We start from the raw sequence: 25,701 nt of genomic DNA on the forward strand, positions 1-25,701 counted from the left end.
GCTGGTGCGGGGCCTCTACGTGTGCGCCCTGCGGTAGCTGCTGCCGTCGCGCTCCCGTACGAGCAGTCCGTCGTTGACGCAGTACCTGCGCAGCGCCGAGGTGTCCTCGTGGACGGTGCGGAACGCGTCGTTGACCTCGACCTCGGTGTAGGTGCGCTCGGTGTCGAAGAGCGTGTCCGTGAGGTGGACGAGGAGTTCGTGGCGCACGGTGGCGCGGACCGGGATCGAGGTGAGGCGGCCGCGGGCGAAGAACCCCGTGAGGCGGCGCGGGACGGCGGGATGGATCTCCGCCGGGCGCTCACGGCGGAACACGGAGGGGTCCGCCCGCAGCGTTCCGTCCGGCCGTCGCTCGACGAGCCCGGTGGAGACGAGTCGTCCCAGGTGCTTGCGGACGGCCGGGGAGTCCTCGTCGCGGGGCTCCAGCTCGTCCAGCACGATCCGCGCGTAGAGCTTCAGTCGTTCGGGGTCGGCGAGCGCGGACATGAGCTGGTCCATGGGGTCCTCCCGGCAGGTGACGCGACCGGAGCAGTGTCACCCGCCGGGGGCAGCGGCGCACCCCAATTAGATGCGCCCCTCAGGCACTCAACGGCCGCGCAGCTCGCGGTACTTGGCCACCAGCGCCTTGGTGGACGGGTCGAGGCCCGGCACGTCGGCGCCCTCGGCGAGGGCGGGCTCGATGCGCTTGGCGAGGACCTTGCCGAGTTCGACGCCCCACTGGTCGAAGGAGTCGATGTTCCAGACGGCGCCCTGGACGAACACCTTGTGCTCGTAGAGGGCGATGAGCTGGCCGAGGACGAACGGCGTGAGCCGCTTCGCGAGGATCGTCGTCGTCGGGTGGTTGCCCTGGAACGTCTTGTGCGGCACGAGCTCCTCGGGCACGCCCTCGGCGCGGACCTCGGCCGGGGTCTTGCCGAAGGCGAGGGCCTGCGTCTGCGCGAAGAAGTTGGCCATCAACAGGTCGTGCTGTGCGACGAGTCCCGGCAGCAGGTCCGCCACGGGCTCGGCGAACCCGATGAAGTCCGCCGGGATCAACTTCGTTCCCTGGTGGATCAGTTGGTAGTAGGCGTGCTGCCCGTTGGTGCCGGGGGTGCCCCAGACGACGGGACCCGTCTGCCAGTCGACCTCCGTGCCGTCCCGCGTGACGGACTTGCCGTTCGACTCCATGTCGAGCTGCTGGAGATACGCCGTGAACTTGGACAGGTAGTGCGAGTACGGGAGCACCGCGTGCGACTGCGCATCGTGGAAGTTGCCGTACCAGATGCCCAACAGGCCCATCAGAAGAGGGACGTTGGACTCGGCGGGGGCGGTACGGAAGTGCTCGTCGACGAGGTGGAACCCGTCGAGCATCTCCCGGAAGGCGTCCGGACCGATCGCGATCATCAGTGAGAGGCCGATGGCCGAGTCGTACGAGTAGCGCCCGCCGACCCAGTCCCAGAACTCGAACATGTTGGCCGTGTCGATGCCGAAGTCGGACACCTTCTCGGCGTTCGTCGACAGGGCCACGAAGTGCTTGGCCACGGCATCCTGGCCCGCCCTCAGACCGGTGAGGAGCCAATTGCGCGCGGAGGTCGCGTTGGTGATCGTCTCGATGGTCGTGAACGTCTTCGAGGCGATGACGAACAGCGTCTCGGCCGGGTCGAGATCACGCACGGCCTCGTGCAGGTCCGCACCGTCCACGTTCGACACGAAACGGACCGTCAGACCGCGGTCGGTGAAGGAACGAAGCACCTCGTACGCCATCGCGGGACCGAGGTCGGAGCCGCCGATGCCGATGTTCACGACGTTCTTGATCCGCTTGCCGGTGTGGCCCGTCCACTCCCCCGAACGGACCTTGTCCGCGAAGGCAGCCATCTTGTCCAGCACGGCATGCACCTGCGGGACGACATCGACACCGTCGACCTCGATCACCGCGTCACGCGGGGCCCGCAGCGCCGTGTGCAGCACGGCCCGGTCCTCCGTCGTATTGATCTTCTCGCCGCGGAACATGGCATCCCGCAGCCCGAAGACGTCGGTCGTGGCGGCGAGCTCGCGCAGGAGGCGCAGCGTCTCGTCCGTGACGAGGTGCTTGGAGTAGTCGACGTGCAGGTCGCCGACCTGGAGCGTGTAGTCGGAGCCGCGCGCCGGATCGGCGGCGAACAGCTCACGCAGCTGCACGTCTTCGAGTTCTTCCCGGTGCTTGGCGAGCGCCGTCCACTCGGGCATCTGATTGAGCCTGGCACGGCTTTCTGCGTTCATCTCGGACTTCAGCCTTCTCTCGTACCTGAGTACGTACCTTGCCCCGCTGCTTGACCAACCTAATTGATCAGGGCCCGGTATACGGCATCTGTCCGGACCGCTACGGCCGAACGAGTCCGGCCGGACACTTGGGTGTGTCCGGCCGGTGCTCAAGTCCTAGATCTCGCCCCGCAGTTTGGCGAGCGCCTCCGCGAGGATCGCCTCGCCGTCCGCGTCACTGCGCCGCTCGCGCACATACGCGAGGTGCGTCTTGTAGGGCTCGGTGCGCGGCGGGTCCGGCGGGTTGTCCCGGTCCTGCCCGGCAGGGAAGCCGCAGCGCGGACAGTCCCAGGTCTCCGGCACCTGCGCGTCGGAGGCGAAGCTCGGCTGCGTCTCGTGCCCGTTGGAGCACCAGAAGGAGATGCGCAGACGCGGCGCGGACTCGCCGCGCTCGGCCTCGCCCATCGGCCCCGCCCCGACCCGACTTCCTCGGATCGCGTTGCCACTTGCCACGGTCGTAACTCCCTGCGTGATGGTGCCGCGGAGCTTGTCGGCGTCTCGCTCCGCCGCGGGCGCCTCAGTCTACGTAAGGCCCAACGCGCGTCCAGTGATTGGAGTTACATCCCCGCCCCTAGACGCAAGCCCCATGATAGGCCGCGCCGGAGGGCGCGTACCGAACATGGGGCCTTATGTGCGCGATGTGCAGGTGCGACGGCGTCAGTTGTTGACCTTCATGAGCAGGCCGAGCACGACAATGCACGCGAACCACAGCAGACCGAGCACGATGGTGATGCGGTCCAGGTTGCGCTCGGCGACCGAAGAGCCACCGACGGACGACTGCATGCCGCCACCGAACATGTCGGAGAGACCGCCACCCTTTCCCTTGTGCATCAGCACAAGGAGCATCAGCAGCAGGCTGAAGACGATCAGGGCGATCGAGAACCCCATAACCACGGCTGGTCCCTACTTCCTGGCAATTCTCTCGGACTGAACTGATACGTACTGCGATGTATCCGTACTGCGACTTATACGTGCTGCGGGGGCCCGGTGGAAAGCCACCCGGCCCCCGCAAGGGTACGACGTAACGCCGCTACCGCATACTCGCAACCTGTTCGTTCGCCTCCGGGGCGCTCCGTGTCGGTGTCGAGTGGCCGACCGCGCTCAACCCTTCGGGCCTTTGCGCGCTCGCCCTCTCGACAAGGACGCGCCCCTGCGGCTCACTGGTCGCGGAACCGGATGATCTTGACGAACTCCTCGGCGTCGAGCGCCGCGCCGCCGACGAGGGCGCCGTCGACGTCGGGCTTCGACATGATCTCCGCGACGTTCCCGGACTTCACCGAGCCGCCGTACTGGATGCGGACCTTGTCGGCCAGCTCCTGGGAGTACAGCTCGGCGAGCTTGCCACGGATCGCCCCGCAGACCTCCTGGGCGTCGTCGGCGCCGCAGACCTTGCCGGTGCCGATCGCCCAGACCGGCTCGTACGCGATCACGACGGTCTCGGCCTGCTCGGCCGGGATGTCCTTGAGACCGCCCTCGACCTGCGACAGCGTGTGCGCGACGTGGTTGCCCGCCTCGCGGACGTGGAGCTCCTCGCCGACGCACAGGATCGGGGTCAGGCCGTGCTTGAAGGCGGCCTTCACCTTGGTGTTGCAGACCTCGTCGGTCTCGTCGTGGTACTGCCGGCGCTCGGAGTGGCCGACCGCCACGTACGTGCACTTGAGCTTGGCGAGCATCGGGCCCGAGATCTCACCGGTGTAGGCACCGGAGTCGTGGGCGGAGATGTCCTGGGCGCCGTACTTGATCTTGAGCTTGTCGCCGTCGACCAGGGTCTGTACGGAGCGCAGGTCGGTGAAGGGCGGCAGGACCGCGACCTCGACGGCGTCGTAGTCCTTGTCGGCCAGCGCGAAGGCGAGCTTCTGGACGTGGGCGATGGCCTCGAGGTGGTTGAGGTTCATCTTCCAGTTGCCCGCCATCAGCGGCGTGCGGGTGGTCATTGAGGTCAGTCCTCCAGTGCGGCAAGGCCGGGGAGCGTCTTGCCCTCAAGGTATTCGAGGGAGGCGCCGCCGCCGGTCGAGATGTGGCCGAATGCATTCTCGTCGAAGCCAAGGAGCCGGACGGCCGCGGCGGAGTCGCCACCGCCGACCACCGTGAAGGCCGGGGAGTCGAGGAGCGCCTGGGCGACCTCCTTGGTGCCCTCGGCGTAGTCGGGGTGCTCGAAGACGCCCATCGGGCCGTTCCAGAAGACGGTCCCGGCGTCGGCGAGCTTCGATGCGTACAGCTTGCGGGTCTCCGGACCGATGTCGAGACCCTCCTGGTCGGCCGGGATGGCGTCCGCGGCGACGGTGGTGGGATTGGCCGGGGCCTTGGTCTTGAGGTCGGGGAAGTCCGGCGAGACCAGGACGTCCACGGGGAGCACCAGCTCGACGCCGTTGTCCTCGGCGCGCTTGATGTACTCCTCGACGGCCGGGATCTGGTCCTCCTGGAGGAGGGAGATGCCGACCTCGTGGCCCTGAGCCTTGAGGAAGGTGTAGGCCATGCCGCCGCCGATGAGCAGGCGGTCGGCCTTGCCGAGCAGCTGGTCGATGACGGCGAGCTTGTCGGAGACCTTGGCCCCGCCGAGCGCCACGACGTACGGCCGCTTGACCTCGTCGGTGAGCTTCTTCAGGACGCCGACCTCGGTGGCGATGAGGTAGCCGGCGTAGTGCGGCAGGCGGGCCGGCAGGTCGTACACGGAGGCGTGCTTGCGGTGCACTGCGCCGAAGCCGTCGCCCACGTAGACATCGGCCAGGGCGGCCAGCTGGTCGGCGAACTCGCCGCGCTCGGTGTCGTCCTTCGACGTCTCACCGGCGTTGAAGCGGAGGTTCTCGATGACGGCGACCTGGCCGGGCTCCAGACCGTCCACCGCGTCGTGGGCGGCGGGGCCGACGGTGTCCTGGGCGAACGCGACCGGCTTACCGAGGAGCTCGGCGAGGCGCTCGGCGGCCGGGAGCAGCGAGAACGCCGGGTCCGGGGCTCCCTTGGGGCGGCCCAGGTGGGAGGCGACGATCACCTTGGCGCCCCCGTCGGCCAGGGCCTTGACGGTGGGCAGGACGGCGCGGATGCGGCCGTCGTCGGTGATCTTGCCGTCGGCGAGAGGCACGTTGAGGTCGGCGCGGACGAAGACCCGCTTGCCCTCGACCCCTTCGGCGAGAAGTTCGTCGATCGTCTTCATGGCTGGACTCCTGGGCTTCTTGGTTGGGCTGACGCACAACAGGGCCCGGACGGCGCGGCGTTGCGCGGTCCGGACCCTGTGCTCACATCGAGATGCCTGCTCTGGATTTAGAGCTGGCCGCCGACGAAGACCGTGAGGTCGACGAGACGGTTGGAGTAGCCCCACTCGTTGTCGTACCAGCCGAGGATCTTCACCGAGTTACCTTCCTGAACCATGGTCAGGGAGGAGTCGAACGTGCAGGACGCCGGGTCGCCGACGATGTCCGAGGAGACGATCGGGTCCTCGGTGTAGGACAGGTAGCCCTTGAGGTCGCCGTCCTCGGAGGCCTTCTTGAACGCGGCGTTGACCTCGTCCTTGGTGGTCTCGCGCGCCAGGGTGACGACCAGGTCGGTGGCGGAGCCGGTCGGAACCGGGACGCGCATCGCGATGCCGTCGAGCTTGCCCTTGAGCTGCGGGAGGACCAGGGCGGTCGCCTTGGCGGCACCGGTGGTGGTCGGAATGATGTTCTCGGCGGCGGCACGGGCGCGGCGCAGGTCCGAGTGCGGGAAGTCCAGGATGCGCTGGTCGTTCGTGTACGCGTGGACCGTGGTCATCAGGCCCTTGACGATGCCGAAGTTCTCGTCGAGAACCTTGGCCATCGGCGCCACACAGTTCGTGGTGCAGGACGCGTTCGAGATGACGTGGTCCGTCGCCGGGTTGTACTGGTCCTGGTTGACGCCCATCACGATGGTGATGTCCTCGTCCTTGGCCGGAGCCGAGATGAGGACCTTCTTGGCGCCGCCGGCGATGTGCTTCTCGGCGTCGGCCTTCTTCGTGAAGATGCCGGTCGACTCGATGACGATGTCGACGCCCAGCTCGCCCCACGGGATGTCGGCGGGGTTGCGCTCGGAAAGGACCTTGATGGTGTGGCCGTCGACGGTGATCGTGTCGGCAGTGTGCGTGACCTCAGCCTTCAGGCGGCCGAGGATCGTGTCGTACTTCAGAAGGTGTGCGGTGGTCGCGGTGTCACCGAGGTCGTTGACAGCCACGATCTCGATGTCTGCACCCTGCTCAAGCAGCGCGCGGAAGTAGTTACGCCCGATGCGGCCAAAGCCGTTGATGCCTACGCGGATCGTCACGAACCGATCTCCTCGTTGGTACGCCGGTTTTAGACGCCGGCGAGTTGTATGGGATGTCCCCGACCGCCTCCGACCCTACCTCTCCGAAGCCCTCCGGGTGACATTGAGTGGGCCCTTGTGCGGCCCGGCGGCCCGTACCGCCCAGTAGGGGTACGGACCGCCGGGATTCCCGCTCATCTGGCGCTTTTCACGAAAAGTGAGCGGGGTGCTTTGTCCCATTTTCGGCTCGGTGGTTTTCAGCTCCTCAGGGAGGCCAGCGCCTTCCCCACGAGCACGCTCCGCTCGGCTGCCGTGGCGACGTGTTCGAGACCGAATCCGAGGAGCACGGTGTCCTTGGTGCTGACGGCTCCGTATGTCTTGAACAGTTCACCCGCGCGGGCCCAGTCCTTGGTGACGATGGGGCTGCCCGGGGGCGGGCCCGCGACCTTCCAGGCCCCGAACGACGACTCGAAGCCCTCGGTCTCCTTGGCGGCGCCGCCGATGACGACGGACGCGTTGTCGGCGAGGACGCCGTGGCCGCCGCTGCCGGGGTCGGTGATGTAACTGAGCGAGACCTCGACCGTCTTGCCCGCGTAGGCGCTCAGGTCGAAGGTCACCGGCTTCCAGCCGTCCGAGGCGCCTGTGAGGCTGTTCCAGGAGCCGGAGGTGCCGGTGGCCGTGCAGCCCGCGCTGCCGGGCGTCAGGTAGCGCTTGAGCGCCGGGTGCTCCTTGATCAGGAATCCGGCCTCGCACTCGGCGGGGACGGCGTTCGTGGTGGCGCCGCCGGCCTCGGGCAGCGTCGTCCAGTCCTCGGCGCCCGCCGTGTGCGCCTCCAGCACCGCGTGGTCGTAGCCGGGTTCGGTGTCCCACAGGAGCTGGAACTTCAGGGACGGCTTGTCGGCAGCGGACACGCCGGTGAGGTCGATGGTGCGGGTCAGGCGCTTCCAGCCGTCGTCCGTGTGCACGGCGGCGGCCATGGAACTGCCCTCGAACGGGCTGTACGGGTTGGGGGTGCCCGCGTACTCACCGGCGCCCGCGCTCGTGAACTGCGGATAGTCGGCCTTGGACAGCACGTCGGAGGTGGCCTGGTAGGTCGCGGCGATGTTCAGCGGGTTGCCGGGAGCGTCACCGAGGCCCGCGGCCGCGCCGGTGAGCACGCCGGATCCGGCGAACTTCGTGGCGCCGGGTGTCGACGTACGCGAGTACGCGCCCAGGTAGTACTGGCTGAAGTCGTTCGTGGTCGTGTCGCCGATGGCGACGGAGCCGCCCGCCTGCTCACCGGCCTCGATCAGCTTGCCGCCCTCGTTGAGGTAGTCGCGCAGGGCGAGCTGGGTGGTGAGGCCGGGGCGGTCGGCGCCCGTGTAGTGGACGACCGTCCTGAAGTGGTCGAGTACCGCGAGTGCGTCCGGGGCGCCCTGGGTGGCGACGTTCCACACGAGCGGCGTGCGGCCGTTCGCCTTCAGCGCGTCCACGTAGGCCTTGGACTGCTGGCCTGTGGCGTCGTTCTCGGCGACGACGAGGGTGTCGGCCCTGGGCCGCTCGGCCACGGTGTACGTGAAGTGCTCGCTGGAGGTGCGCTTCCCGGACTTGCCGCGTCCGGTGAACCAGACCTCGACCTTGTCGCCCGGGTCCGCGCCCTCGATCCTCGCGCGGTACGCGTCGAAGTGGAGGTTGTCGTCGCCTCCGTAGGTCTCGCCGCCCTTCCAGGCACGCAGGTCCTCGTCGTGCGTACGGCCGCCGTCCACGCGGTAGTTGAGCTCCTTGTCGCGCACCGACTTGCGGGCGGTCACCGAGACCTCCTGGTCGGCGCCGCGCGCGTACGAGGTGCTGAAGGCGGCCGGGGTGAAGTCGGGGGCGTGGAGGCCGACCGAGGAGGACGGCTGATCCGGGTGCGCCGCGGTCTCGGCCACGGAGAGCGCGAACGGGATGTTCTTGGTGAACTCCTGCTGGATCAGCTTCTCGTCGTCCGGGAAGGTGAAGACCGACTCGCAGTCCTCGGGGCGCCACTGGTCGTCCGGGTCGACGGCCGACGCGGTCTGGCACTCGCTCATCTCCGGCGTGAACATCCCGATGCCGTTGACGTTGCCCGCGTGCCCGTCCGCCTCGCCGTTGGTGGTGTACAGCTCGGAGGAGACCTGCGGGTGGTAGCCGGGGATCGCGGAGTTCTCGGGAGTCCCGGCGAGCGCCTTGTAGAGCACGTCGTCCGGCGTCGGCGTGGCCACCTGCCAGCCCACTCCGTAGAGCAGCAGTTCGGCCGCGGAGTGGTAGTTGATGGCGTACCGGAAACCGATGCGCTTCTCGAAGGCGTCGAGGGCCTTCGTCTCGGGCTCGGAGCCGGGGCTCGCGCCGCGGTAGGTCTCACTGGCGGGGCTCGGGGACGAACCCTCGTCGTCGTAGCCCCACTTGTAGGCGAAGTTGCGGTTGAGGTCGACGCCGTCGCCCGTGGTGATCGCGCCGTCGCCGTTCACGTCCCGCATGTTCTTGCGCCACTGGCGGTCGCCGTCGGGGTTGAACGTCCAGTCGTACCCGTCGGGGTTCGCCGACAGGACGAACCACATCTCCGTGGAGTCGACGATCTTCTTGATGCGCTTGTCCTTGGAGTAGTTGTCCAAGTAGTAGTGCATCAGACGGCGGGTCATCTCGGGGGTGATCCACTCGCGGGCGTGCTGGTTGGACATGTAGAGCACGGACGGCTTCGAGCCGTCCCTGGTCGTACGGGCGCCCTTGGTGAGCTTGACCGCGAGGATGTCCTTGCCCTGGAGCGTCTTGCCGATGGAGACGACCTTGGTGAGGCCGGGGTGGGCCTGGCCCGTCCTGACGATCTCCTCCTGGAGATTGCCCTTGCCGCTGTAGGGGCGGAACACGCCGTCACCCGCGGCCGCCACACGGGCTCGCGCCTTGGCGGAGAGCGTGTGCTCGGTGAGTTCGACGCCCTTCTTCTCCAGCTGCTTCGCCTGCTTGTCGGTGAGGTAGACCTCGACCTCGGCCTTCCCCTTCTCGGGGGCCTGTTCGCCGAGTTCGTGCCCGTCCTGCCCGGCCGCGAGGAGCAGGGGTACCTGCTCCTTCGTGACCTCGGCGCGGAACACCTTGACCGGATCGGCGTCCGACCGGGGTGCACCGCCGCTCTCCGCCTGGGCGACGGGTGTCAGTCCCGCGCCTCCCAGCCCGCCCAGAATGAGTGCCGTGGTGGCGAGGATCGATCTCGCTCTTCGTCTCATGAGCCCCCCTTGCAGTTGTGTACCGCAGAAGCAGGTGAGTACCGCAGAAGCTGTGGTGTACCGCAGAAGTCGCGGTGCACCGCAGAAGCGAACAGACGCCAGACTCATGACAGTTCATGGTCAAGTCAAGGGCGCGTCGAAGGAGTTCCGTCAGACCCCGTGTGGTCCCCATGCGCAGCGAAAACGCCGGTGCCCGTGCCCCGGCAGGGCACCGGCACCGGCGTGAGTCATTCCGCTCCGGGGTCAGCCGGCGAGGTTGTCGGCCATCTCCTCGGTGATGCTCGACTCCGTGCCCGGGATGCCGATGTCCTGGGCCCGCTTGTCGGCCATCGCGAGCAGGCGGCGGATACGGCCCGCGACGGCGTCCTTCGTCAGCGGCGGGTCGGCGAGCGCGCCCAGCTCCTCCAGGGAGGCCTGCTTGTGCTCCATGCGCAGCCGCCCGGCGGCCGCGAGGTGCTCCGGCACCTCGTCGGCGAGGATCTCCAGGGCGCGCTGCACGCGGGCCCCGGCCGCGACGGCGGCGCGCGCCGAACGGCGCAGGTTCGCGTCATCGAAGTTGGCCAGGCGGTTGGCGGTGGCGCGGACCTCGCGCCGCATCCGCCGCTCCTCCCAGGCGAGCACCGACTCGTGCGCCCCCATGCGGGTGAGCAGGGCGCCGATGGCGTCCCCGTCCCGTACGACGACCCGGTCCACCCCGCGTACCTCACGGGCCTTGCCCGCGATCTGGAGCCGGCGCGCGGCACCGACCAGGGCGAGCGCGGCCTCCGGGCCCGGGCAGGTCACCTCCAGCGAGGAGGAGCGGCCCGGCTCGGTGAGCGAGCCGTGCGCCAGGAAGGCCCCGCGCCAGGCGGCCTCGGCGTCGCAGGTGGCCCCCGAGACGACCTGCGGCGGGAGACCCCGGATCGGGCGGCCGCGGCCGTCGACAAGACCGGTCTGGCGCGCCAGCTGGTCACCGCCGGCCACGACCCGCACGACGAAGCGCGAGCCCCGGCGCAGCCCGCCGGGCGCCATCACGATCAGTTCCGAGGTGTGCCCGAAGATCTCGAGGATGTCCCGCTTCAGCCGTCGTGCCGCCATCGCCGTGTCGAGCTCCGCCTCGATCACGATGCGGCCGCTCACCAGGTGGAGCCCGCCCGCGAAGCGCAGGATGGCCGAGACCTCTGCCTTTCTGCAGCAGGTCCGGGTGACGGGAAGCCGGGAAATCTCGTCCTTCACCGCTGCCGTCATCGCCATGGGCCGATCCTTCCATGCATCCGAAAAATACGGTCGTACGCGGCGGCCAACAGCTCCGGATCGTGCCTCGGAGTCCCGTCGGGCCTGGCCACAGGCGCCAGCTCGACCGCAGCGCCGAAGCCCTCCTTGGCGGCGTCGGTCAGGGACTCGCGATCGGGCACGGCGGCCTCGTCGGCCAGCACCACGTCCAGGGCGAGTTTAGGGGCGTGTCGTCCCAAAACCTCCAAATGACGCTGCGGTGAGAACCCCTCGGTTTCTCCGGGCTGCGGCGCGAGGTTCAGCGAGAGGACCCTGCGGGCCTTGGTCGCCATCAGCGCGTCGAGCAGCTCGGGGACCAGCAGGTGCGGGATGACCGAGGAGAACCAGGAGCCGGGGCCGAGCACCACCCAGTCCGCGTCGAGCACCGCGGCGACCGCCTCGGGGACGGCCGGCGGGTCGTGCGGCACGAGGTGCACGGACTGCACCTCGCCGGGGGTGAGGGCCACCGTGGCCTGGCCGCGCACCGTGTCGACGTCGTCGGGGCGCGCCGGGTCGTGCCCCTTGACCAGGGCCTGGAGCTCCAGCGGGACAGCGGACATGGGCAGTACGCGCCCCTCCGCGCCGAGGAGCTTGCCGACCAGGTCGAGGGCCTGCACATGGTCGCCGAGCTGCTCCCACAGGGCGACGATCAGCAGATTGCCGACGGCGTGCTCGTGCAGGTCGCCCTGGGACTGGAAGCGGTGCTGGATGACGCGGGCCCAGGTCTGGCCCCAGTCGTCGTCGCCGCACAGGGCCGCGAGGGCCTTACGCAGGTCGCCGGGCGGCAGGACGCCCAGCTCGTCGCGGAGGCGGCCGCTGGAGCCGCCGTCGTCGGCGACGGTCACCACGGCGGTGAGGTCGCCGGTGATGCGCCGCAGGGCCGCCAGCGACGCGGACAGGCCCATGCCGCCGCCGAGGGCGACGACCTTGGGCTGGGCGCCGCGCCGGCGGCTCGTGGGAGAGGTGACCCGGCGGAGCCTGCTGCCGAGCCGGAGTGTGCGACCGGTCATTCGCGGCCCATGTCCCGGTGGACGACCACGGTCTCCACGCCTTCCGCCGCGATGCGCGCGGCGAGCTTCTCCGACATGGCGACCGAGCGGTGCTTGCCTCCGGTGCAGCCGACGGCGATCGTCACGTACCGCTTGCCCTCGCGGCGGTATCCGGCCGCGATGAGCTGGAGCAGCTCGGTGTACCGGTCGAGGAACTCCTTGGCGCCGGGCTGGCCGAAGACGTAGTTCGCCACCTCTTCGTTCAGGCCGGTGAAGGGGCGCAGCTCGGGGACCCAGTGCGGGTTCGGCAGGAAGCGCATGTCGACGACCAGGTCGGCGTCGACGGGCAGGCCGTACTTGAAGCCGAACGACATGACCGTGGCCCGCAGCTCGGGCTCCTCGTCGCCGGCGAACTGGGCGTCCATCTTGGCCCGCAGTTCGTGCACGTTCAGGCTGGAGGTGTCGATGACCAGGTCGGCGTCGCCGCGCAGCTCGCGCAGGAGCTCGCGCTCGGCCGCGATGCCGTCGACGATGCGGCCGTCGCCCTGGAGGGGGTGCGGGCGGCGCACCGACTCGAAGCGGCGCACCAGGGCCTCGTCGGAGGACTCCAGGAACACGATGCGCCGGGTGACCTGGCGGGACTCCAGGTCGGCGAGGGACTGGTGGAGGTCGGTGAAGAACCGGCGGCCGCGTACGTCGACGACGACGGCGATCCGGGCGACGTTCCCCTGGGAGCGGGCGCCGAGTTCCACCATCGTGGGGATCAGCGCGGGCGGCAGGTTGTCGACGACGAACCAGCCGAGGTCCTCCAGACACTTGGCGGCCGTGGAACGCCCGGCGCCGGACATCCCGGAGATGATCACCAGCTCGGGGATGGCCGCGTCGGACGCCCCTGCGGTCTCGCTCGTCGTACCCGTACTCACCTGTGCTCCGTCTGTCTCCGCAGCCTCGCCTGCCCGGTCATCGGGGGCCGGCTGTGGTGCTGCCTGTTCGCCCTGCTCGTTCTCGTTCATGGCTCCTGCCCCCGTCGTCCTTCCGAGGTGGCCGCGGCCGTGGCCGTGGGGTCCTCGTCTTCAATGATCTCTCCTGTGGCCGTGTTCACGGCCGGTGCGGCGGGCTCCGCGCCTGCGAAGGCCGCCACGATCGTCTCTGCCGTCTTGCGGCCTATGCCGGGAACCTCGCAGATCTGATCGATTGTGGCCGATCGCAGGCGCTTCACCGAACCGAAGTGCTTGATCAGGGCCTGCTTGCGCGCGTCCCCGAGGCCGGGCACCTCGTCGAGCGGCCCGGCCTTGAAGCGCTTGGCCCGCTTGGTGCGCTGGTACGTGATCGCGAAACGGTGCGCCTCGTCACGTACGCGCTGCAGAAGATAGAGCCCTTCGCTGGTGCGCGGCAGGATCACCGGGTCGTCCTCGTCGGGTACCCAGACCTCTTCGAGGCGCTTGGCCAGCCCGCACACCGCGATGTCGTCGATGCCCAGCTCGTCGAGCGCCCGCTTGGCCGCCGCCACCTGCGGCTGGCCGCCGTCGACGACGACCAGCTGGGGCGGGTACGCGAACCGCTTGGGGCGGCCGTCGTCCTCGGTGAGACGGGACTCGATCGGGCCGTCCTCCTCCGCCGGCTCGGCGTCGGACCACTCCCCCGACTTCTCCTGCGCCGCCAGATAGCGCTTGAAGCGGCGCGTGATCACCTCGTGCATGGAGCGGACGTCGTCCTGCCCCTCGAAGCCCTTGATCTGGAAGCGCCGGTACTCGCTCTTCCTGGCCAGGCCGTCCTCGAAGACGACCATGGAGGCCACGACGTCGTCGCCCTGGAGATGGGAGATGTCGTAGCACTCGATGCGCAGCGGGGCGCTGTCCAGCTCGAGAGCCCCGGCGATCTCCTCGAGGGCGCGCGAGCGCGTGGTGAGGTCGGAGGCGCGCTTGGTCTTGTGGAGCGCGAGCGCCTGCTGCGCGTTCCTGTGGACCGTCTCCATGAGGGCCTTCTTGTCGCCGCGCTGCGGGATCCTCAGCGACACGTTCGACCCGCGGCGCGTGGTGAGCCACTCCTGTACGGGCTCCAGGGGCTCGGGCAGCGCGGGCACGAGGACCTCCTTGGGCACGGCGTCCCCACGCTCCTCGCCGTACAGCTGCTGGAGCGCGTGCTCCACGAGGTCACCGCTGGTGACCGCCTCGACCTTGTCCGTGACCCAGCCGCGCTGGCCGCGCACGCGCCCGCCCCGCACATGGAAGATCTGCACGGCGGCCTCCAGCTCGTCCTCGGCGAGGGCGATCAGGTCGGCGTCCGTGGCGTCGGCGAGGACGACGGCGCTCTTCTCCATCGCCTTGCGCAACGCCTCTATGTCGTCACGCAGGCGCGCGGCGCGCTCGTACTCCATCTCCTCGGCGGCGTCCGTCATGTCCTGCTCGAGACGGCGGATGTACGTGCCGGTGCGGCCGGTCATGAAGTCGCAGAAGTCCTCGGCCAGTTCGCGGTGCTCCTCGGGCGAGACGCGGCTTACGCAGGGGGCCGAGCACTTGCCGATGTAGCCGAGGAGGCAGGGGCGGCCGGTGCGGGCGGCGTTCTTGAAGACGCCGGCGGAGCAGGTGCGGACCGGGAAGACGCGCAGCAGCAGGTCGACGGTGTCGCGGATGGCCCAGGCGTGCCCGTAGGGACCGAAGTAGCGCACGCCCTTCTTCTTCTGGCCGCGCATGACCTGCACGCGCGGGAACTCCTCGTTCATCGTCACCGCGAGGTACGGATAGCTCTTGTCGTCGCGGTACTTGACGTTGAACCGGGGGTCGTACTCCTTGATCCAGGAGTACTCCAGCTGGAGCGCCTCGACCTCCGTGGACACCACGGTCCACTCCACGGACGCGGCCGTGGTGACCATGGTGCGGGTGCGGGGGTGCAGGTTCGCCAGGTCCTGGAAGTAGTTGGCCAGGCGCTGGCGCAGGCTTTTCGCCTTCCCGACGTAGATCACCCGGCGGTGCTCGTCACGGAACCTGTACACCCCTGGGGAGTCCGGGATCTGTCCCGGCTGGGGGCGGTAGCTGGAGGGGTCGGCCATGTCAGACACCCTACTTGCGGCCACCGACAGTGAGGTTGCCCCCGCGTTTCCCGGAGCGGTCCCACCGCACGCCGGACCAGACGGTTTCGCGTCGAGTCTTGTCCGGTGCAGATCAACACGCTTCAATGCCGGTTGAATTGGGGCCGCGCACGCCCCGGCCGGACGGCCGTTGTGAGGATGCACGGGGGAGGGCCCTGGATGTCGTACGGCACGCAGCACGCGGACACCGTCGCGCCCGCACTGGAGACGGCCCTGCGGGCGGGGCCCTTCCATGTCGCCCTGCGGGCCGCGATCACCGCGCGCGGGCTGCCGCTGCACCGCGTGCAGCATCATCTGACCCGCCACGGTGTCACGGTCGGCGTCACCAGTCTGAGCTACTGGCAGCAGGGGGCCAGGCGCCCGCAGCGCACCGAGTCCCTACGTGCCGTGCGCGCGCTGGAGGAGATCCTGGACCTGCCCGACGAGTCCCTGATCCGGCTGCTCGCCAAGGACGAGGAGCAAGCGGCCCGCCAGCGCCCCTCGACCCGTTCCTACCGCTCGCTCGTCGAGGCCTCGGGCGTCCTCGAAGGGCTCCTCGCCGAGCTCGGCTCGCCCCCGGACGGCGGGCTGCACACGGTCGGCCATCACGAGCGGGTGCGGATCGGGGCGCGCCGCGAACTCCTCGGCCTCGACTCCCAGCACATCGTGCGCGCCCACCAGGACGGCGTGGACCGCTACGTGGCCGTCCACCACGGAGACCCGGGATGCAGCACGGATCACGTCTCGGTGCGCGCCCTGGAGAACTGCCGCACGGGGCGGGTGCGGCGGCACCGGGGAACGGGCGTCGTCGTGGCGGAGCTGCTCTTCGACGCGCGGCTGCGGGCGGGCGACACGTTCCTCTTCCGCTACGGCTTCGAGGACGGCACGGCGGGCCCCTCGTCGGAGTACCTGCGCGGCTTCGGATTCGCGGGCGGGCAGTACGCGCTCCAGGTCAGATTCACCGAGGGTGTCCTGCCCGTGCGCTGTCACCGCTTCACCCAGCACTCGGCGGCGGCCCCGCGCGGCGGCCGTCAGGACCTGCCGCTCAGCGCCGGCCACCGCGCGGTCCACGTGGTGGAGCCACAGGTGCGGGCCGGGATCCTGGGGATCGGGTGGGACTGGGAGGGCTGATCGCCGAGGTGGGGGCGATCGGGGTCCAGGCCCGGTCAGGCCGCCGGGCCCGCGACGATCTTGCCGTTCTTCACCTCGACCGGCACCTTCGCCAGCGGCTGGGTCGCCGGGTCGTGCAGCACCTTGCCGTTCGTTGCGTCGAACTTGCTGCCGTGGCAGGAGCACGTGAGTTCCGTGCCCTCCAACATGCTGATGGGGCACCCCGCGTGCGTGCAGATGGTGCTGAACGCGGCGTACTTGTCGGCCGCCGGACGGCTGACCACCATGTTCTCGTCCCGGTACAGCTTGACGCCGCCCACGGGCACCTCGTCGGCCTTGCCGAGGTCGACCGGTGCCGTCGGCGCCGACTCCGCGCGGCCCCCCGACCCGCCCGGCGAGCAGGCGGTGATCCCTAGCCCCGCGGTCCCGGCGAGGGCGGCACCCCGCAGCACGGTTCGGCGGGCGGGCGACGTGCCGGGCATGGGGACTCCAGGGGTCGGTCGGGGCGGGGCAGGGTGGGCCACTGCACGCCAAGGCGCACATCGGTGACAGATCCGACGATACCGGTGGGGCGGATGACGCCTCGTGGGACCCTGGTGCCGGCCACACCCGTACGCTTCTGGGCCGCCTTCTTCTGCACCATGGCCGTCCTACTTCCGCACCATCCCGGCCGCCCTACTTCCGCACCATCCCGGCCGTCCTACTTCCGCACCATCCCGGCCGCCCTACTTCACTTTCCTGGCCGTCCCGCTTCCGCGGCGCCCGGTACGGACGTCAGACGTCATCCGCCGCCCCGGGAGAGAGCACCGCGTGAACCGTCCCACCGCCCGCGACGTGGCCGAACTGGCCGGCGTCTCACGTGCCGCCGTGTCCTTCGTCTTCAGCGGCCGGGCCCAGGGCAACCTCTCCGCCGGGACCCAGGCGAGGATCAGGGCGGCTGCCGACGAGCTCGGCTACCGCCCGGACGAGGTCGCCCGTTCCCTGCGCACCCGCCGCAGCGCGGTCATCGGCATGCTCAGCGACGAGATCGCGACCAGCCCCTTCGCCGGGCGCATGGTGCTCGGCGCCATGGAGGCGGCACGCGCGCGTGGCCACCAGATACTGCTCCTGGAATCCCGCAAGGACCCCGCCCTGGAGGCCGAGGCGGTCGCCGAACTGCGGGCCCGCCGGGTCGACGGAATCGTCTACGCCGCGATGTCGATGCGCAGCACGAGCGTGCCGGCGGCCCTGGCGCCCGAGCGGTGCGTGCTCGCCAACTGCGTGGCGCGCGAGCCCGGTTCGTACGCCTCGGTGGTCGCGGACGAGCGCGGGGGCGGCCGGTCGGTGGTCGACGTGCTGATCCGGGCGGGCCACCGCGACATCGCGCTGCTCGGCGGCGAGACGGACAACATCGCGGCGTCCGACCGGGCCCGCGGCTTCGGCGACAGGCTGCGCGCCGCCGGGCTGAAGGCCCGCCCCAAGTGGACGCTGCGGGTGGGCTGGCAGATCGACGAGGGCTACGCGGGCGCGCTGCGCGTCCTGGACACGCAGGATCCGGACGCGCGCCCCACGGGCATCGTCTGAGCCAACGACCGTATGGCCACAGACGTGTTGCTCGCCGCGGCCGGCCTCGGCATCTCCGTACCGGACGACCTGTCGGTGGTCGGCTACGACGACCAGGACCAGATGGCCGACCACCTCCCCGGCGCTCACGACGATCGCGCTGCCGCACCACGCGATGGGCGCGGCGGCGGTGGACCTGCTCCTGGACTCGGTGGCCGCGGACCAGGACGTCGACCCCTCGACCCAGCGCGTCCTGGACTGCCCCGTGGTCGAGCGGGCGTCGGTGGTGGCACCGGGGTGACGGGGATGACGGAGGCCGTGGGGTCACGGGCACGCGACCCCTCATCTATGTCTACGGGCCCCTGCTCAAGACCCACTTCGCGCTCGGCCTCGTCGTCGGCTCCGTCTGTCTGGCCATGGCCTTCGCGGTCGCCGTCGCCACCCTGGAGAGCTACACCGAGCGGCTCGGCCGCTTCCACGGCTTCGAGTTCGGCCGGGCCCGCATGTTCGGCTCGCTGGGCTGGGCCGCCGCGACGTTCTTCGCCGGGCGACTGTTCAACATCGACCCCAAGCTCACCTTCTGGGCGGCCTCCGTCTCCGCCGCCGTGTTCGTCGCCCTCATCGCCGCGATCCGTGTCACGGACGGCCGTCGCTCCGCCGCCGTGGACGCCGCCGCCTCATCGGTCTCGCTCGCCGACGTGCGTTCCTTGCTGCGCTATCCGGCGTTCTGGGGGCTGCTGCTCTTCGTGGTCGCGGTGACGGCGACGTACAACACGTACGACCAGATGTTCCCCTCGCACTTCTCGTCGCTCTTCAGCACCAAGGCCGAGGGCAACCGGATGTACAGCGACCTGAACTCTTTCCAGGTCTTCCTGGAGGCCGGCGGCATGGCCCTCGCGCCGTTCCTCGTCGACCGGCTCGGCCCGAAGCGGTCACTGCTCCTGTCCGGCTTCGTCATGGCCACCCGCATCGGCCTCTCCGGCCTGGCCACCGACCCCATGGCGATCTCGGCGGTCAAACTGATGCGCGCGGCCGAGCTGCCGATCATGCTGATCGCGATCTTCAAGTACATCAACCGGCACTTCGAGTCCCGCCTGTCGTCCTCGATCTACCTGGTCGGCTTCCAGCTCGCGGCGCAGCTCGGCGCGGCGATCATCTCCCCGCTGGCCGGCATCGGCTACGACGGCCTCGGTTTCGCGCCCACCCACCTGCTCATGGCGGCGATGGTCGCCGCGTTCACCGCCGTCTCCGTGGCCACGCTGCGTCCCGACGCGAAGGGTCTGCCCGAGTCGGTCCCGGACGTGCCCGCTTCCGGCCGGAGCGCTGTGCCAGAGCCCGCGAGCCTCTAGCCTGTGCCTCGCCCCCTGCACCTCCGCTCCACCGCACTCCAGCACCGCTCCACAGTTCAGCCCGAAAGGAACCACCCGTGATAGTCGTCGCCGGAGAGGCCCTGATCGACCTCGTGCCGCAGGGCGGGGCCGCCGATGACGGTGGCGACCTGCCCGCGCTCGCGCCCCGGCTCGGCGGCGGCCCCTTCAACACCGCGGTGGCCGTCGGCCGGCTCGGCTCCCCCGTGGCCTTCTGCTCACGGCTCTCCCGCGACGCGTTCGGCGAGGCACTGCTCGGCGGGCTCGCGCGGGCCGGCGTGGACGTGTCGTACGTCCAGCGGGGCGACGAACCGACGACGCTGGCCGTCGCGTCGATCGCCGCGGACGGCTCGGCCGGTTACTCGTTCTACGTCGAGGGCACGGCCGACCGGCTCTTCTCGGTGCCCGACCGACTTCCGCCGGGCACGCGCGCGGTGTCGTTCGGCACGTGCTCGCTGGTTCTGGAGCCGGGTGCGAGCGCGTACGAGGAATTGATGCGATCGGCCTCGGCCCAGGGCGTGTTCACCGCGCTCGACCCGAACATCCGGGCCGGCCTCATCCCCGACCCGGACGCGTACCGGGCGCGCTTCAAGAACTGGCTCCCCTCGACCGGCCTGCTCAAGCTGTCCGAGGAGGACGCGCAGTGGCTGGGCGGCACCCCACAGGAGTGGCTGGCCTCGGGCCCCGCGGCCGTCGTGATCACGCGGGGCGGCGACGGGCTGACGGTCTTCACGCGGGGCGGCGCGCGGTACGACGTACCGGGTGAGCGCGTCGACGTCGTCGACACGATCGGCGCGGGCGACACCGTGAACGCGGCGCTGCTGCACGGTCTGGCCGCGTGGGACGCGCTGTCCGTGGAGGCGGTGGAGGGCCTCGCCGAGGACGCGTGGCACCGGCTGCTGCGGTTCGCCGCGCGCGCCGCCGCGGTCACCTGCTCGCGGGCCGGCGCCGAACCGCCGTACGCGTCCGAACTCCCGTCGCTGTAGCCGCCGTTCACCTGCCCCGGTCAGCCGTGCACGCCCCGCCGGTCACCCGTTGACCGCACGCAGCGCCCCCGGTCTGCGGCCGTAGAGGCGGTCGAGGGCGGCCGCCGTGGCGTCGTCGGCCGGGAGGTGGACCACGAGGCGCTGACCGTCGGCCTCGGGCATGGCCAGCGTCTCGTACGCCAGGCGGAGTGTGCCGGCCTCGGGGTGCGCGACGACGTCCACGCCGGTGCGCCGCGGCAGGGAGGGGACGGCGGCGAGCCGGTCGGCGAAGGGCGCCCCCGCGGTGACGGTCAGTTCGTCGACGAGCGCGGCGACGTGCGGGTCGTGGATCGATGCCCCGTGCCGGAGGTGGGAGACCTGCTCGTCGGCCACGCGGTCCCATTCGGGGTACGCGGTGCGGGCGCGCTCGTCGGTGAAGACGTACCGCACGACGTTCGGCTGTCGGGCGTCGAGGATGCCGAGCGGGCGGGCGTATCGCTCGTAGGCGTCGGTGTACGCGATGACGTCGCCGATCCAGTTGACCAGGACCGCCGGGGTGGGTTCGAGGCGGTCGAGGAGGGCTCGCACTGTGGGGCGGATCGTGCGTGAGGGGGGAGCGGCCGTCGCACCCGCGCAGCACATGGCGTCCCCGTCGGACTCCTTCACGAGGCGGCGGAGCAGAAAGCGCTCGTCGACGGGCAGGAGCAGCGCGTCGGCGAGGGCGCCGAGGACCGGGGGTGACGGGTTGCGGTCGCGGCCCTGTTCGAGGCGGGTGAGGTATTCGACGCTGATGCCGGCGAGCGTGGCCAGTTCGGAGCGGCGCAGGCCCGGGGTGCGCCGCCGCGCGCCGGTGGGGAGCCCCACCTCGGCGGGTGTGACGGCTTCTCGCCGGGTGCGCAGATAGGTGCCCAACTCGTTGTCGCTCACCCGTCGAACGTATCAACGTCAGGGGTCGCTGATCGTGGCCCTGTCACTACCAGTCTTGGCTCGGCCTTCCTCCGGTCCGCCGGTGACCGCAAGGTGGGCGCATGACCTACGACGACAACTCCGCCACTACTGCTACGACTTCGGCCACCGCACTGCCCCTGGCGGCCGGCGACTGGACGCTCGACCCGCTGCACTCGGCAGTGAACTTCACCATCCGGCATCTCGGGATCGCGAAGGTGCGGGGGCGCTTCGCGCAGGTGGAGGCCGCGCTGTACGTCGGCGAGAGGGTGGACGACATCAGGGTGAGCGCCACCATCGCACTGGCCTCGATCGACACGGGCAACGCCGACCGTGACGCGCACGTCCGCCAGGCCGATCTGCTGGACGTGGAGCGCCGTCCGACGATGGCGTACGTCTCGCACGGGGTGTCGGGGAAGGACGACGACTGGTCCCTGGAGGGCGAGTTGACCATCGGTGACGTGACGCGGCCGGTGGCGCTCGCCGTGGAGTTCGGCGGGGTGGTGGACGTGCCGCTGGACGGGAGCCGGCATGCGGGGTTCGAGGCGACGGGCGAAATCCGCCGGAGCGACTTCGGCCTGGACTTCGGGGCCGGTCTTCTTGGTGATGTTGTCAAGATTCAGCTGGACATGCAGTTCGTCGAGCCGCAGGGCCAGGGTGGCTGACAGATGAACGCCCGGCGCCCCACGGGGAGTTCCCGTGGGGCGCCAGTTGTTTTCCGTGCGGTCGCGGACCGCCCGCGCTCAGGCCTTGCGGGCCCGCGTGGACTTCGTCGCGGTCTTCTTCGCGGCCGGCTTCTTCGCCGCGGCCTTCGTGGCCGGCTTCCCGACCGCCGTGGTGTTGGCCGTGGCCACCTTCTTCGCCGGGGCCTTCGCCGTCGCCGAGACGGTCTTCCTCGCGGCCGCGGCCTTCTTCGCCGCCACCGTCTTCTTCGTACGCGCCGCGGGCACCGTCGCGTCGCTGAACCGGTCGGCGCCGAGGATGTCGCGCAGGAACTTGCCGGTGTGGCTGGACGGTTCGCCCGCGACCTCTTCGGGGGTGCCCTCGGCGACGACGAGGCCACCGCCGTTACCGCCCTCGGGGCCCATGTCGATGACCCAGTCGGCGGTCTTGATGACGTCGAGGTTGTGCTCGATGACGATCACCGAGTTCCCCTTGTCGACAAGACCCGACAGGACGGTGATGAGCTTGCTGATGTCCTCGAAGTGCAGACCGGTGGTCGGCTCGTCGAGGACGTAGACGGTGCGTCCCGTGGACCGCTTCTGCAGCTCGCTCGCCAGCTTCACGCGCTGTGCCTCGCCTCCGGAGAGGGTCGGCGCGGACTGGCCGAGCCGGACGTAGCCGAGGCCGACGTCGTTCAGCGTGCGCAGGTGGCGGGCGATGCCCGGGACCGCCTCGAAGAAGCCGAGAGCCTCCTCGATGGGCATGTCCAGGACCTCGGCGATGGACTTGCCCTTGTAGTGGACGTCCAGGGTCTCGCGGTTGTAGCGCGCTCCGTGGCAGACCTCGCACGGGACGTAGACGTCCGGCAGGAAGTTCATCTCGATCTTGATCGTGCCGTCGCCGGAGCAGTTCTCGCAGCGGCCGCCCTTGACGTTGAAGGAGAAGCGTCCCGGCAGGTAGCCGCGGACCTTCGCCTCGGTGGTCTCGGCGAACAGCTTGCGGACGTGGTCGAAGACTCCGGTGTACGTCGCCGGGTTCGAGCGCGGGGTGCGGCCGATCGGCGACTGGTCGACGTGCACGACCTTGTCGACGAGGTCGTCGCCCTCCACGCGCGTGTGCCGCCCGGGAACGCTCCGCGCCCCGTTCAGCTCGCGGGCGAGGTGCGTGTACAGGATGTCGTTGACCAGGGTCGACTTGCCGGAACCGGAGACACCGGTGACCGCGGTCAGGACGCCGAGCGGGAACGACACGTCGATGTCGCGCAGGTTGTTCTCACGGGCGCCGTGCACGGTCAGCCTGCGCGTCGGGTCCACGGGGCGCCGGATGTCCGGCAGCGGGATGGACTTCTTGCCCGACAGGTACTGGCCGGTCATCGACTCGGCGTTGGTGAGCAGCTCCTTCAAGGGACCGCTGTGGACGACCTTGCCGCCGTGCTCACCCGCGCCGGGGCCGATGTCGACGACCCAGTCGGCGACCTTGATGGTGTCCTCGTCGTGCTCGACGACGATGAGCGTGTTGCCCATGTCGCGCAGCCGTACGAGGGTCTCGATCAGGCGGTGGTTGTCGCGCTGGTGCAGGCCGATCGAGGGCTCGTCCAGGACGTAGAGCACGCCTACGAGGCCGGAGCCGATCTGCGTGGCGAGACGGATGCGCTGGGCCTCGCCACCGGAGAGGGTGCCGGCCGCGCGGTTGAGCGAGAGGTAGTCGAGGCCGACGTCGACGAGGAACCGCAGCCGCTCGTTGACCTCCTTGAGGACCCGCTCGGCGATCTTCTTGTCGCGCGCGTTGAGCTTCAGCTCGCCCAGGAAGTCCGCACAGTCGCTGATGGACATCGCGGCGACCTCGGCGATCGACTTCTCCATCACCGTGACGGCGAGGACGATCGGCTTGAGGCGCGTGCCCTCGCAGGTGGGGCAGTGCACCTCGCGCATGTAGCCCTCGAAGCGCTCGCGACTGGAGTCGCTCTCGGCCTCGCTGTGGCGCCGCTTGACGAACGGGACGGCACCTTCGAAGGGGGTCGTGTAGACCCGCTCGCGGCCGTACCGGTTGCGGTAGCGGACCTCGATCTGCGTCTTGTGGCCGTACAGGAGGGCCTTCTTGGCGCGCTGCGGCAGGCCCGCGAAGGGGATGTCGGTCCGGAATCCCAACGCGTCCGCGAGGGCGCCGATGAGACGTCCGAAGTAGTCCTTGGTGTGCCCGTGCGACCAGGGGTGGATGGCGCCCTCGTCGAGGGACTTGTCCTCGTCCGGGATGATCAGCTCGGGGTCGACCTCCATGCGCGTGCCGATGCCGGAGCAGTCCGGGCAGGCGCCGAAGGGCGAGTTGAAGGAGAAGGAGCGGGGCTCCAGCTCCTCGAAGGACAGGTCGTCGTACGGGCAGTACAGGTGCTCCGAGTACATGCGCTCGCGCTCGGGGTCGTCCTCGGGGAGGTCGACGAAGTCGAGCACGACCATGCCGCCGGCGAGGCCGAGCGCGGTCTCCACGGAGTCGGTCAGGCGGCGCTTGGCGGATTCCTTCACCGTGAGGCGGTCGACGACCACCTCGATGGTGTGCTTCTCCTGCTTCTTCAGGGTGGGCGGTTCCGACAGCTGGATCGTCTGTCCGTCGACCCGGGCACGGCTGTACCCCTTGGTCTGAAGGTCGGCGAAGAGATCGACGAACTCGCCCTTGCGCTCGCGCACGAGCGGCGAGAGGACCTGGAAGCGGCTGCCCTCGGGCAGGTCGAGGACCTTGTCGACGATGGCCTGCGGCGACTGGCGCGAGATGGGGCGGCCGCACTCGGGACAGTGCGGCTTGCCGATGCGCGCGAAGAGCAGGCGCAGGTAGTCGTAGACCTCGGTGATGGTGCCGACCGTGGAGCGCGGGTTGCGCGAGGTCGACTTCTGGTCGATCGAGACGGCCGGGGAGAGGCCCTCGATGAAGTCGACGTCCGGCTTGTCCATCTGGCCGAGGAACTGACGTGCGTACGAGGAGAGCGATTCGACGTACCGCCGCTGCCCCTCGGCGAAGATCGTGTCGAAGGCGAGCGACGACTTGCCGGACCCCGACAGACCCGTGAAGACGATGAGCGAGTCGCGCGGAAGGTCGAGCGAGACGTTACGGAGATTGTGCTCGCGCGCGCCACGGACGATGAGACGGTCGGCCACGCCGGTCCGCACCTTTCTTGAGAGAAGCAACAGGGGCGGGGCCCCTGTCTTTCGAGACTAGGGGGGCCACCGTCAGCGATGGACTGTTTTCCATGGTTGGTAACAAACCCGGACCACCAAGAATGCCCGATGCCGCTCCCGAGCTTATAGCACGTACATTCGATTTCCGGACTCGGTCGGCCGCCTTCACCCGATCGAGTGGCGCCGCTATCGTCTGCGTCATGAGCGATCATGTGCGCGACCTGGCCTCTGTACGTGAAGCGACCGACCGACTCCTCACCGCTGTCGGCACGCTGGACAACGCGGCTGTGGCCGAGTCGTCACGGCTTCCCGGCTGGACCCGGGCCCACGTCCTCGCCCACCTCGCCCGTAACGCGGACGCACTCGCGAACGTGCTCGCGGGCCGGCCCATGTACCCGAGCGCCGAGGCGCGCGACGCGGACATCGAGCGGGACGCACCGCGCGACCTCCGCGAGCAGCTCGCCGACCTGCGGACCAGCGCCGCCGGATTCGAGGCCCAGGCCGAAGTTCCGGCCGACTGGGCGCGCACGGTCGAGCTGCGCAACGGCGTCAAGGACTCCGCCTCCCGGATTCCCTTCCGGCGCTGGGGCGAGGTCGACCTGCACCACGTCGACCTCGGGATCGGGTACGACCTGGAGGATCTGCCGGCGGAGTTCGTCGAGCGGGAGATCGACTTCCTCGCCGAGCGCTTCGCGGGGCACCAGGACATGCCGTCGACCGCTCTGAAGTCGGACGGCGGCCGGGTGTGGACGACGGGCGGCGGCGCCGGGACGGCGCCGGTCGGTGTCGCGGGCCCCGCCCCGGAGCTGCTCGGCTGGCTCTCCGGGCGGCGCGACGGCTCCGGGCTCACCGTCGAAGGCGGACGGCTGCCTGTCGTACCCCCGCTATAGGCTGA

20 protein-coding genes and 1 pseudogene are annotated in these 25,701 nt (G+C 70.0%); 6 read left to right on the plus strand and 15 right to left on the minus strand.

What is annotated here, in order from left to right; all coding sequences use genetic code 11:
- Positions 1-15: 15 nt before the first annotated feature.
- The 12 genes from ACWFR4_RS00700 to uvrC form a co-directional block, all read right to left on the minus strand.
- Positions 16-495, minus strand: coding sequence for a DUF2087 domain-containing protein (locus tag ACWFR4_RS00700; RefSeq protein WP_453650075.1), 480 nt, complete (start codon positions 493-495; stop codon positions 16-18).
- Between the two features lie 87 nt (positions 496-582).
- On the minus strand, positions 583-2,235 hold the full coding sequence (gene pgi, locus ACWFR4_RS00705; RefSeq protein ID WP_453650077.1) for a glucose-6-phosphate isomerase: 1,653 nt from the start codon (positions 2,233-2,235) through the stop codon (positions 583-585).
- A gap of 156 nt (positions 2,236-2,391) precedes the next feature.
- The gene (locus ACWFR4_RS00710) at positions 2,392-2,679 is read right to left on the minus strand and encodes an RNA polymerase-binding protein RbpA (protein WP_007448238.1); all 288 of its coding nucleotides are present in this window, start codon (positions 2,677-2,679) and stop codon (positions 2,392-2,394) included.
- 252 nt (positions 2,680-2,931) lie between these two features.
- The gene (gene secG, locus ACWFR4_RS00715; protein WP_100592391.1) at positions 2,932-3,162 is read right to left on the minus strand and encodes a preprotein translocase subunit SecG; all 231 of its coding nucleotides are present in this window, start codon (positions 3,160-3,162) and stop codon (positions 2,932-2,934) included.
- A gap of 269 nt (positions 3,163-3,431) precedes the next feature.
- Positions 3,432-4,208, minus strand: a complete 777-nt coding sequence (tpiA, locus tag ACWFR4_RS00720) for a triose-phosphate isomerase (RefSeq protein WP_453462029.1) — start codon at positions 4,206-4,208, stop codon at positions 3,432-3,434.
- 5 nt (positions 4,209-4,213) lie between these two features.
- Complete coding sequence (locus ACWFR4_RS00725) at positions 4,214-5,425, minus strand: phosphoglycerate kinase (RefSeq protein ID WP_453462032.1); 1,212 nt, start codon at positions 5,423-5,425, stop codon at positions 4,214-4,216.
- A gap of 107 nt (positions 5,426-5,532) precedes the next feature.
- The gene (gene gap / locus ACWFR4_RS00730) at positions 5,533-6,543 is read right to left on the minus strand and encodes a type I glyceraldehyde-3-phosphate dehydrogenase (RefSeq protein ID WP_266565571.1); all 1,011 of its coding nucleotides are present in this window, start codon (positions 6,541-6,543) and stop codon (positions 5,533-5,535) included.
- Positions 6,544-6,779: 236 nt separating this feature from the next.
- Positions 6,780-9,740 (minus strand): M14 family zinc carboxypeptidase, encoded by a 2,961-nt coding sequence (locus ACWFR4_RS00735; RefSeq protein WP_453650079.1) that lies wholly within the window; start codon positions 9,738-9,740, stop codon positions 6,780-6,782.
- Between the two features lie 243 nt (positions 9,741-9,983).
- Positions 9,984-10,973: a DNA-binding protein WhiA gene (whiA, locus tag ACWFR4_RS00740; protein ID WP_453462037.1), complete on the minus strand. Its 990-nt coding sequence runs from the start codon at positions 10,971-10,973 to the stop codon at positions 9,984-9,986.
- On the minus strand, positions 10,964-12,001 hold the full coding sequence (locus ACWFR4_RS00745; protein ID WP_453462040.1) for a gluconeogenesis factor YvcK family protein: 1,038 nt from the start codon (positions 11,999-12,001) through the stop codon (positions 10,964-10,966). The genes whiA and ACWFR4_RS00745 overlap by 10 nt, the downstream gene beginning before the upstream one ends.
- Positions 11,998-12,993, minus strand: coding sequence for an RNase adapter RapZ (gene rapZ / locus ACWFR4_RS00750; protein ID WP_453462042.1), 996 nt, complete (start codon positions 12,991-12,993; stop codon positions 11,998-12,000). Before rapZ ends, ACWFR4_RS00745 begins: the two co-directional genes overlap by 4 nt.
- Positions 12,990-15,029 carry an excinuclease ABC subunit UvrC gene (gene uvrC, locus ACWFR4_RS00755; protein WP_453462045.1) on the minus strand — a complete coding sequence of 680 codons (2,040 nt, stop codon included), beginning with the start codon at positions 15,027-15,029 and terminating at the stop codon, positions 12,990-12,992. The genes rapZ and uvrC overlap by 4 nt, the downstream gene beginning before the upstream one ends.
- A 198-nt stretch (positions 15,030-15,227) precedes the next feature.
- Here uvrC and ACWFR4_RS00760 point away from each other — a divergent pair, with 198 nt between their 5' ends.
- Positions 15,228-16,178 (plus strand): hypothetical protein, encoded by a 951-nt coding sequence (locus ACWFR4_RS00760; RefSeq protein ID WP_453462047.1) that lies wholly within the window; start codon positions 15,228-15,230, stop codon positions 16,176-16,178.
- Positions 16,179-16,213: 35 nt separating this feature from the next.
- Here the strand turns inward: ACWFR4_RS00760 and ACWFR4_RS00765 are convergent, their stop codons facing one another.
- Complete coding sequence (locus ACWFR4_RS00765; protein ID WP_453462049.1) at positions 16,214-16,639, minus strand: Rieske (2Fe-2S) protein; 426 nt, start codon at positions 16,637-16,639, stop codon at positions 16,214-16,216.
- A gap of 328 nt (positions 16,640-16,967) precedes the next feature.
- Here ACWFR4_RS00765 and ACWFR4_RS00770 point away from each other — a divergent pair.
- The 3 genes and pseudogenes from ACWFR4_RS00770 (at position 16,968) to ACWFR4_RS00780 (ending at position 20,052) form a co-directional block, all read left to right on the plus strand.
- Positions 16,968-18,000, plus strand: a pseudogene (locus tag ACWFR4_RS00770) (LacI family DNA-binding transcriptional regulator).
- Between the two features lie 43 nt (positions 18,001-18,043).
- Positions 18,044-19,048: an oligosaccharide MFS transporter gene (locus ACWFR4_RS00775; protein WP_453650628.1), complete on the plus strand. Its 1,005-nt coding sequence runs from the start codon at positions 18,044-18,046 to the stop codon at positions 19,046-19,048.
- 77 nt (positions 19,049-19,125) lie between these two features.
- Entirely contained in the window at positions 19,126-20,052 is a 927-nt protein-coding gene (locus tag ACWFR4_RS00780; RefSeq protein ID WP_453650081.1) for a carbohydrate kinase family protein, read from the plus strand.
- Between the two features lie 42 nt (positions 20,053-20,094).
- Here ACWFR4_RS00780 and ACWFR4_RS00785 read toward each other — a convergent pair whose 3' ends face one another.
- On the minus strand, positions 20,095-20,958 hold the full coding sequence (locus ACWFR4_RS00785; protein ID WP_453462055.1) for a helix-turn-helix domain-containing protein: 864 nt from the start codon (positions 20,956-20,958) through the stop codon (positions 20,095-20,097).
- 101 nt (positions 20,959-21,059) lie between these two features.
- Between ACWFR4_RS00785 and ACWFR4_RS00790 the strand changes: the two genes are divergently transcribed.
- On the plus strand, positions 21,060-21,641 hold the full coding sequence (locus ACWFR4_RS00790) for a YceI family protein (protein WP_453462058.1): 582 nt from the start codon (positions 21,060-21,062) through the stop codon (positions 21,639-21,641).
- A gap of 78 nt (positions 21,642-21,719) precedes the next feature.
- Here the strand turns inward: ACWFR4_RS00790 and uvrA are convergent, their stop codons facing one another.
- Positions 21,720-24,785: an excinuclease ABC subunit UvrA gene (gene uvrA, locus ACWFR4_RS00795; RefSeq protein ID WP_453462061.1), complete on the minus strand. Its 3,066-nt coding sequence runs from the start codon at positions 24,783-24,785 to the stop codon at positions 21,720-21,722.
- 221 nt (positions 24,786-25,006) lie between these two features.
- On the opposite strand from uvrA, the gene ACWFR4_RS00800 reads away from it, so the two are divergent.
- Positions 25,007-25,696, plus strand: coding sequence for a maleylpyruvate isomerase family mycothiol-dependent enzyme (locus ACWFR4_RS00800; RefSeq protein WP_453462064.1), 690 nt, complete (start codon positions 25,007-25,009; stop codon positions 25,694-25,696).
- Positions 25,697-25,701: the final 5 nt, after the last annotated feature.

The organism is Streptomyces sp. NPDC055140, assembly GCF_053607285.1.

What these genes read in the sequence shown, in the direction of transcription:
- ACWFR4_RS00700 (WP_453650075.1), bottom strand. Translation starts at nt 495, where the DNA reads ATGGACCAGCTCATGTCCGCGCTCGCCGACCCCGAACGACTGAAGCTC.
- pgi (WP_453650077.1), bottom strand. Translation starts at nt 2,235, where the DNA reads ATGAACGCAGAAAGCCGTGCCAGGCTCAATCAGATGCCCGAGTGGACG.
- ACWFR4_RS00710 (WP_007448238.1), bottom strand. Translation starts at nt 2,679, where the DNA reads ATGGGCGAGGCCGAGCGCGGCGAGTCCGCGCCGCGTCTGCGCATCTCC.
- secG (WP_100592391.1), bottom strand. Translation starts at nt 3,162, where the DNA reads ATGGGGTTCTCGATCGCCCTGATCGTCTTCAGCCTGCTGCTGATGCTC.
- tpiA (WP_453462029.1), bottom strand. Translation starts at nt 4,208, where the DNA reads ATGACCACCCGCACGCCGCTGATGGCGGGCAACTGGAAGATGAACCTC.
- ACWFR4_RS00725 (WP_453462032.1), bottom strand. Translation starts at nt 5,425, where the DNA reads ATGAAGACGATCGACGAACTTCTCGCCGAAGGGGTCGAGGGCAAGCGG.
- ACWFR4_RS00735 (WP_453650079.1), bottom strand. Translation starts at nt 9,740, where the DNA reads ATGAGACGAAGAGCGAGATCGATCCTCGCCACCACGGCACTCATTCTG.
- whiA (WP_453462037.1), bottom strand. Translation starts at nt 10,973, where the DNA reads ATGGCGATGACGGCAGCGGTGAAGGACGAGATTTCCCGGCTTCCCGTC.
- ACWFR4_RS00745 (WP_453462040.1), bottom strand. Translation starts at nt 12,001, where the DNA reads ATGACCGGTCGCACACTCCGGCTCGGCAGCAGGCTCCGCCGGGTCACC.
- rapZ (WP_453462042.1), bottom strand. Translation starts at nt 12,993, where the DNA reads ATGAACGAGAACGAGCAGGGCGAACAGGCAGCACCACAGCCGGCCCCC.
- uvrC (WP_453462045.1), bottom strand. Translation starts at nt 15,029, where the DNA reads ATGGCCGACCCCTCCAGCTACCGCCCCCAGCCGGGACAGATCCCGGAC.
- ACWFR4_RS00760 (WP_453462047.1), top strand. Translation starts at nt 15,228, where the DNA reads ATGTCGTACGGCACGCAGCACGCGGACACCGTCGCGCCCGCACTGGAG.
- ACWFR4_RS00765 (WP_453462049.1), bottom strand. Translation starts at nt 16,639, where the DNA reads ATGCCCGGCACGTCGCCCGCCCGCCGAACCGTGCTGCGGGGTGCCGCC.
- ACWFR4_RS00790 (WP_453462058.1), top strand. Translation starts at nt 21,060, where the DNA reads ATGACCTACGACGACAACTCCGCCACTACTGCTACGACTTCGGCCACC.
- ACWFR4_RS00800 (WP_453462064.1), top strand. Translation starts at nt 25,007, where the DNA reads ATGAGCGATCATGTGCGCGACCTGGCCTCTGTACGTGAAGCGACCGAC.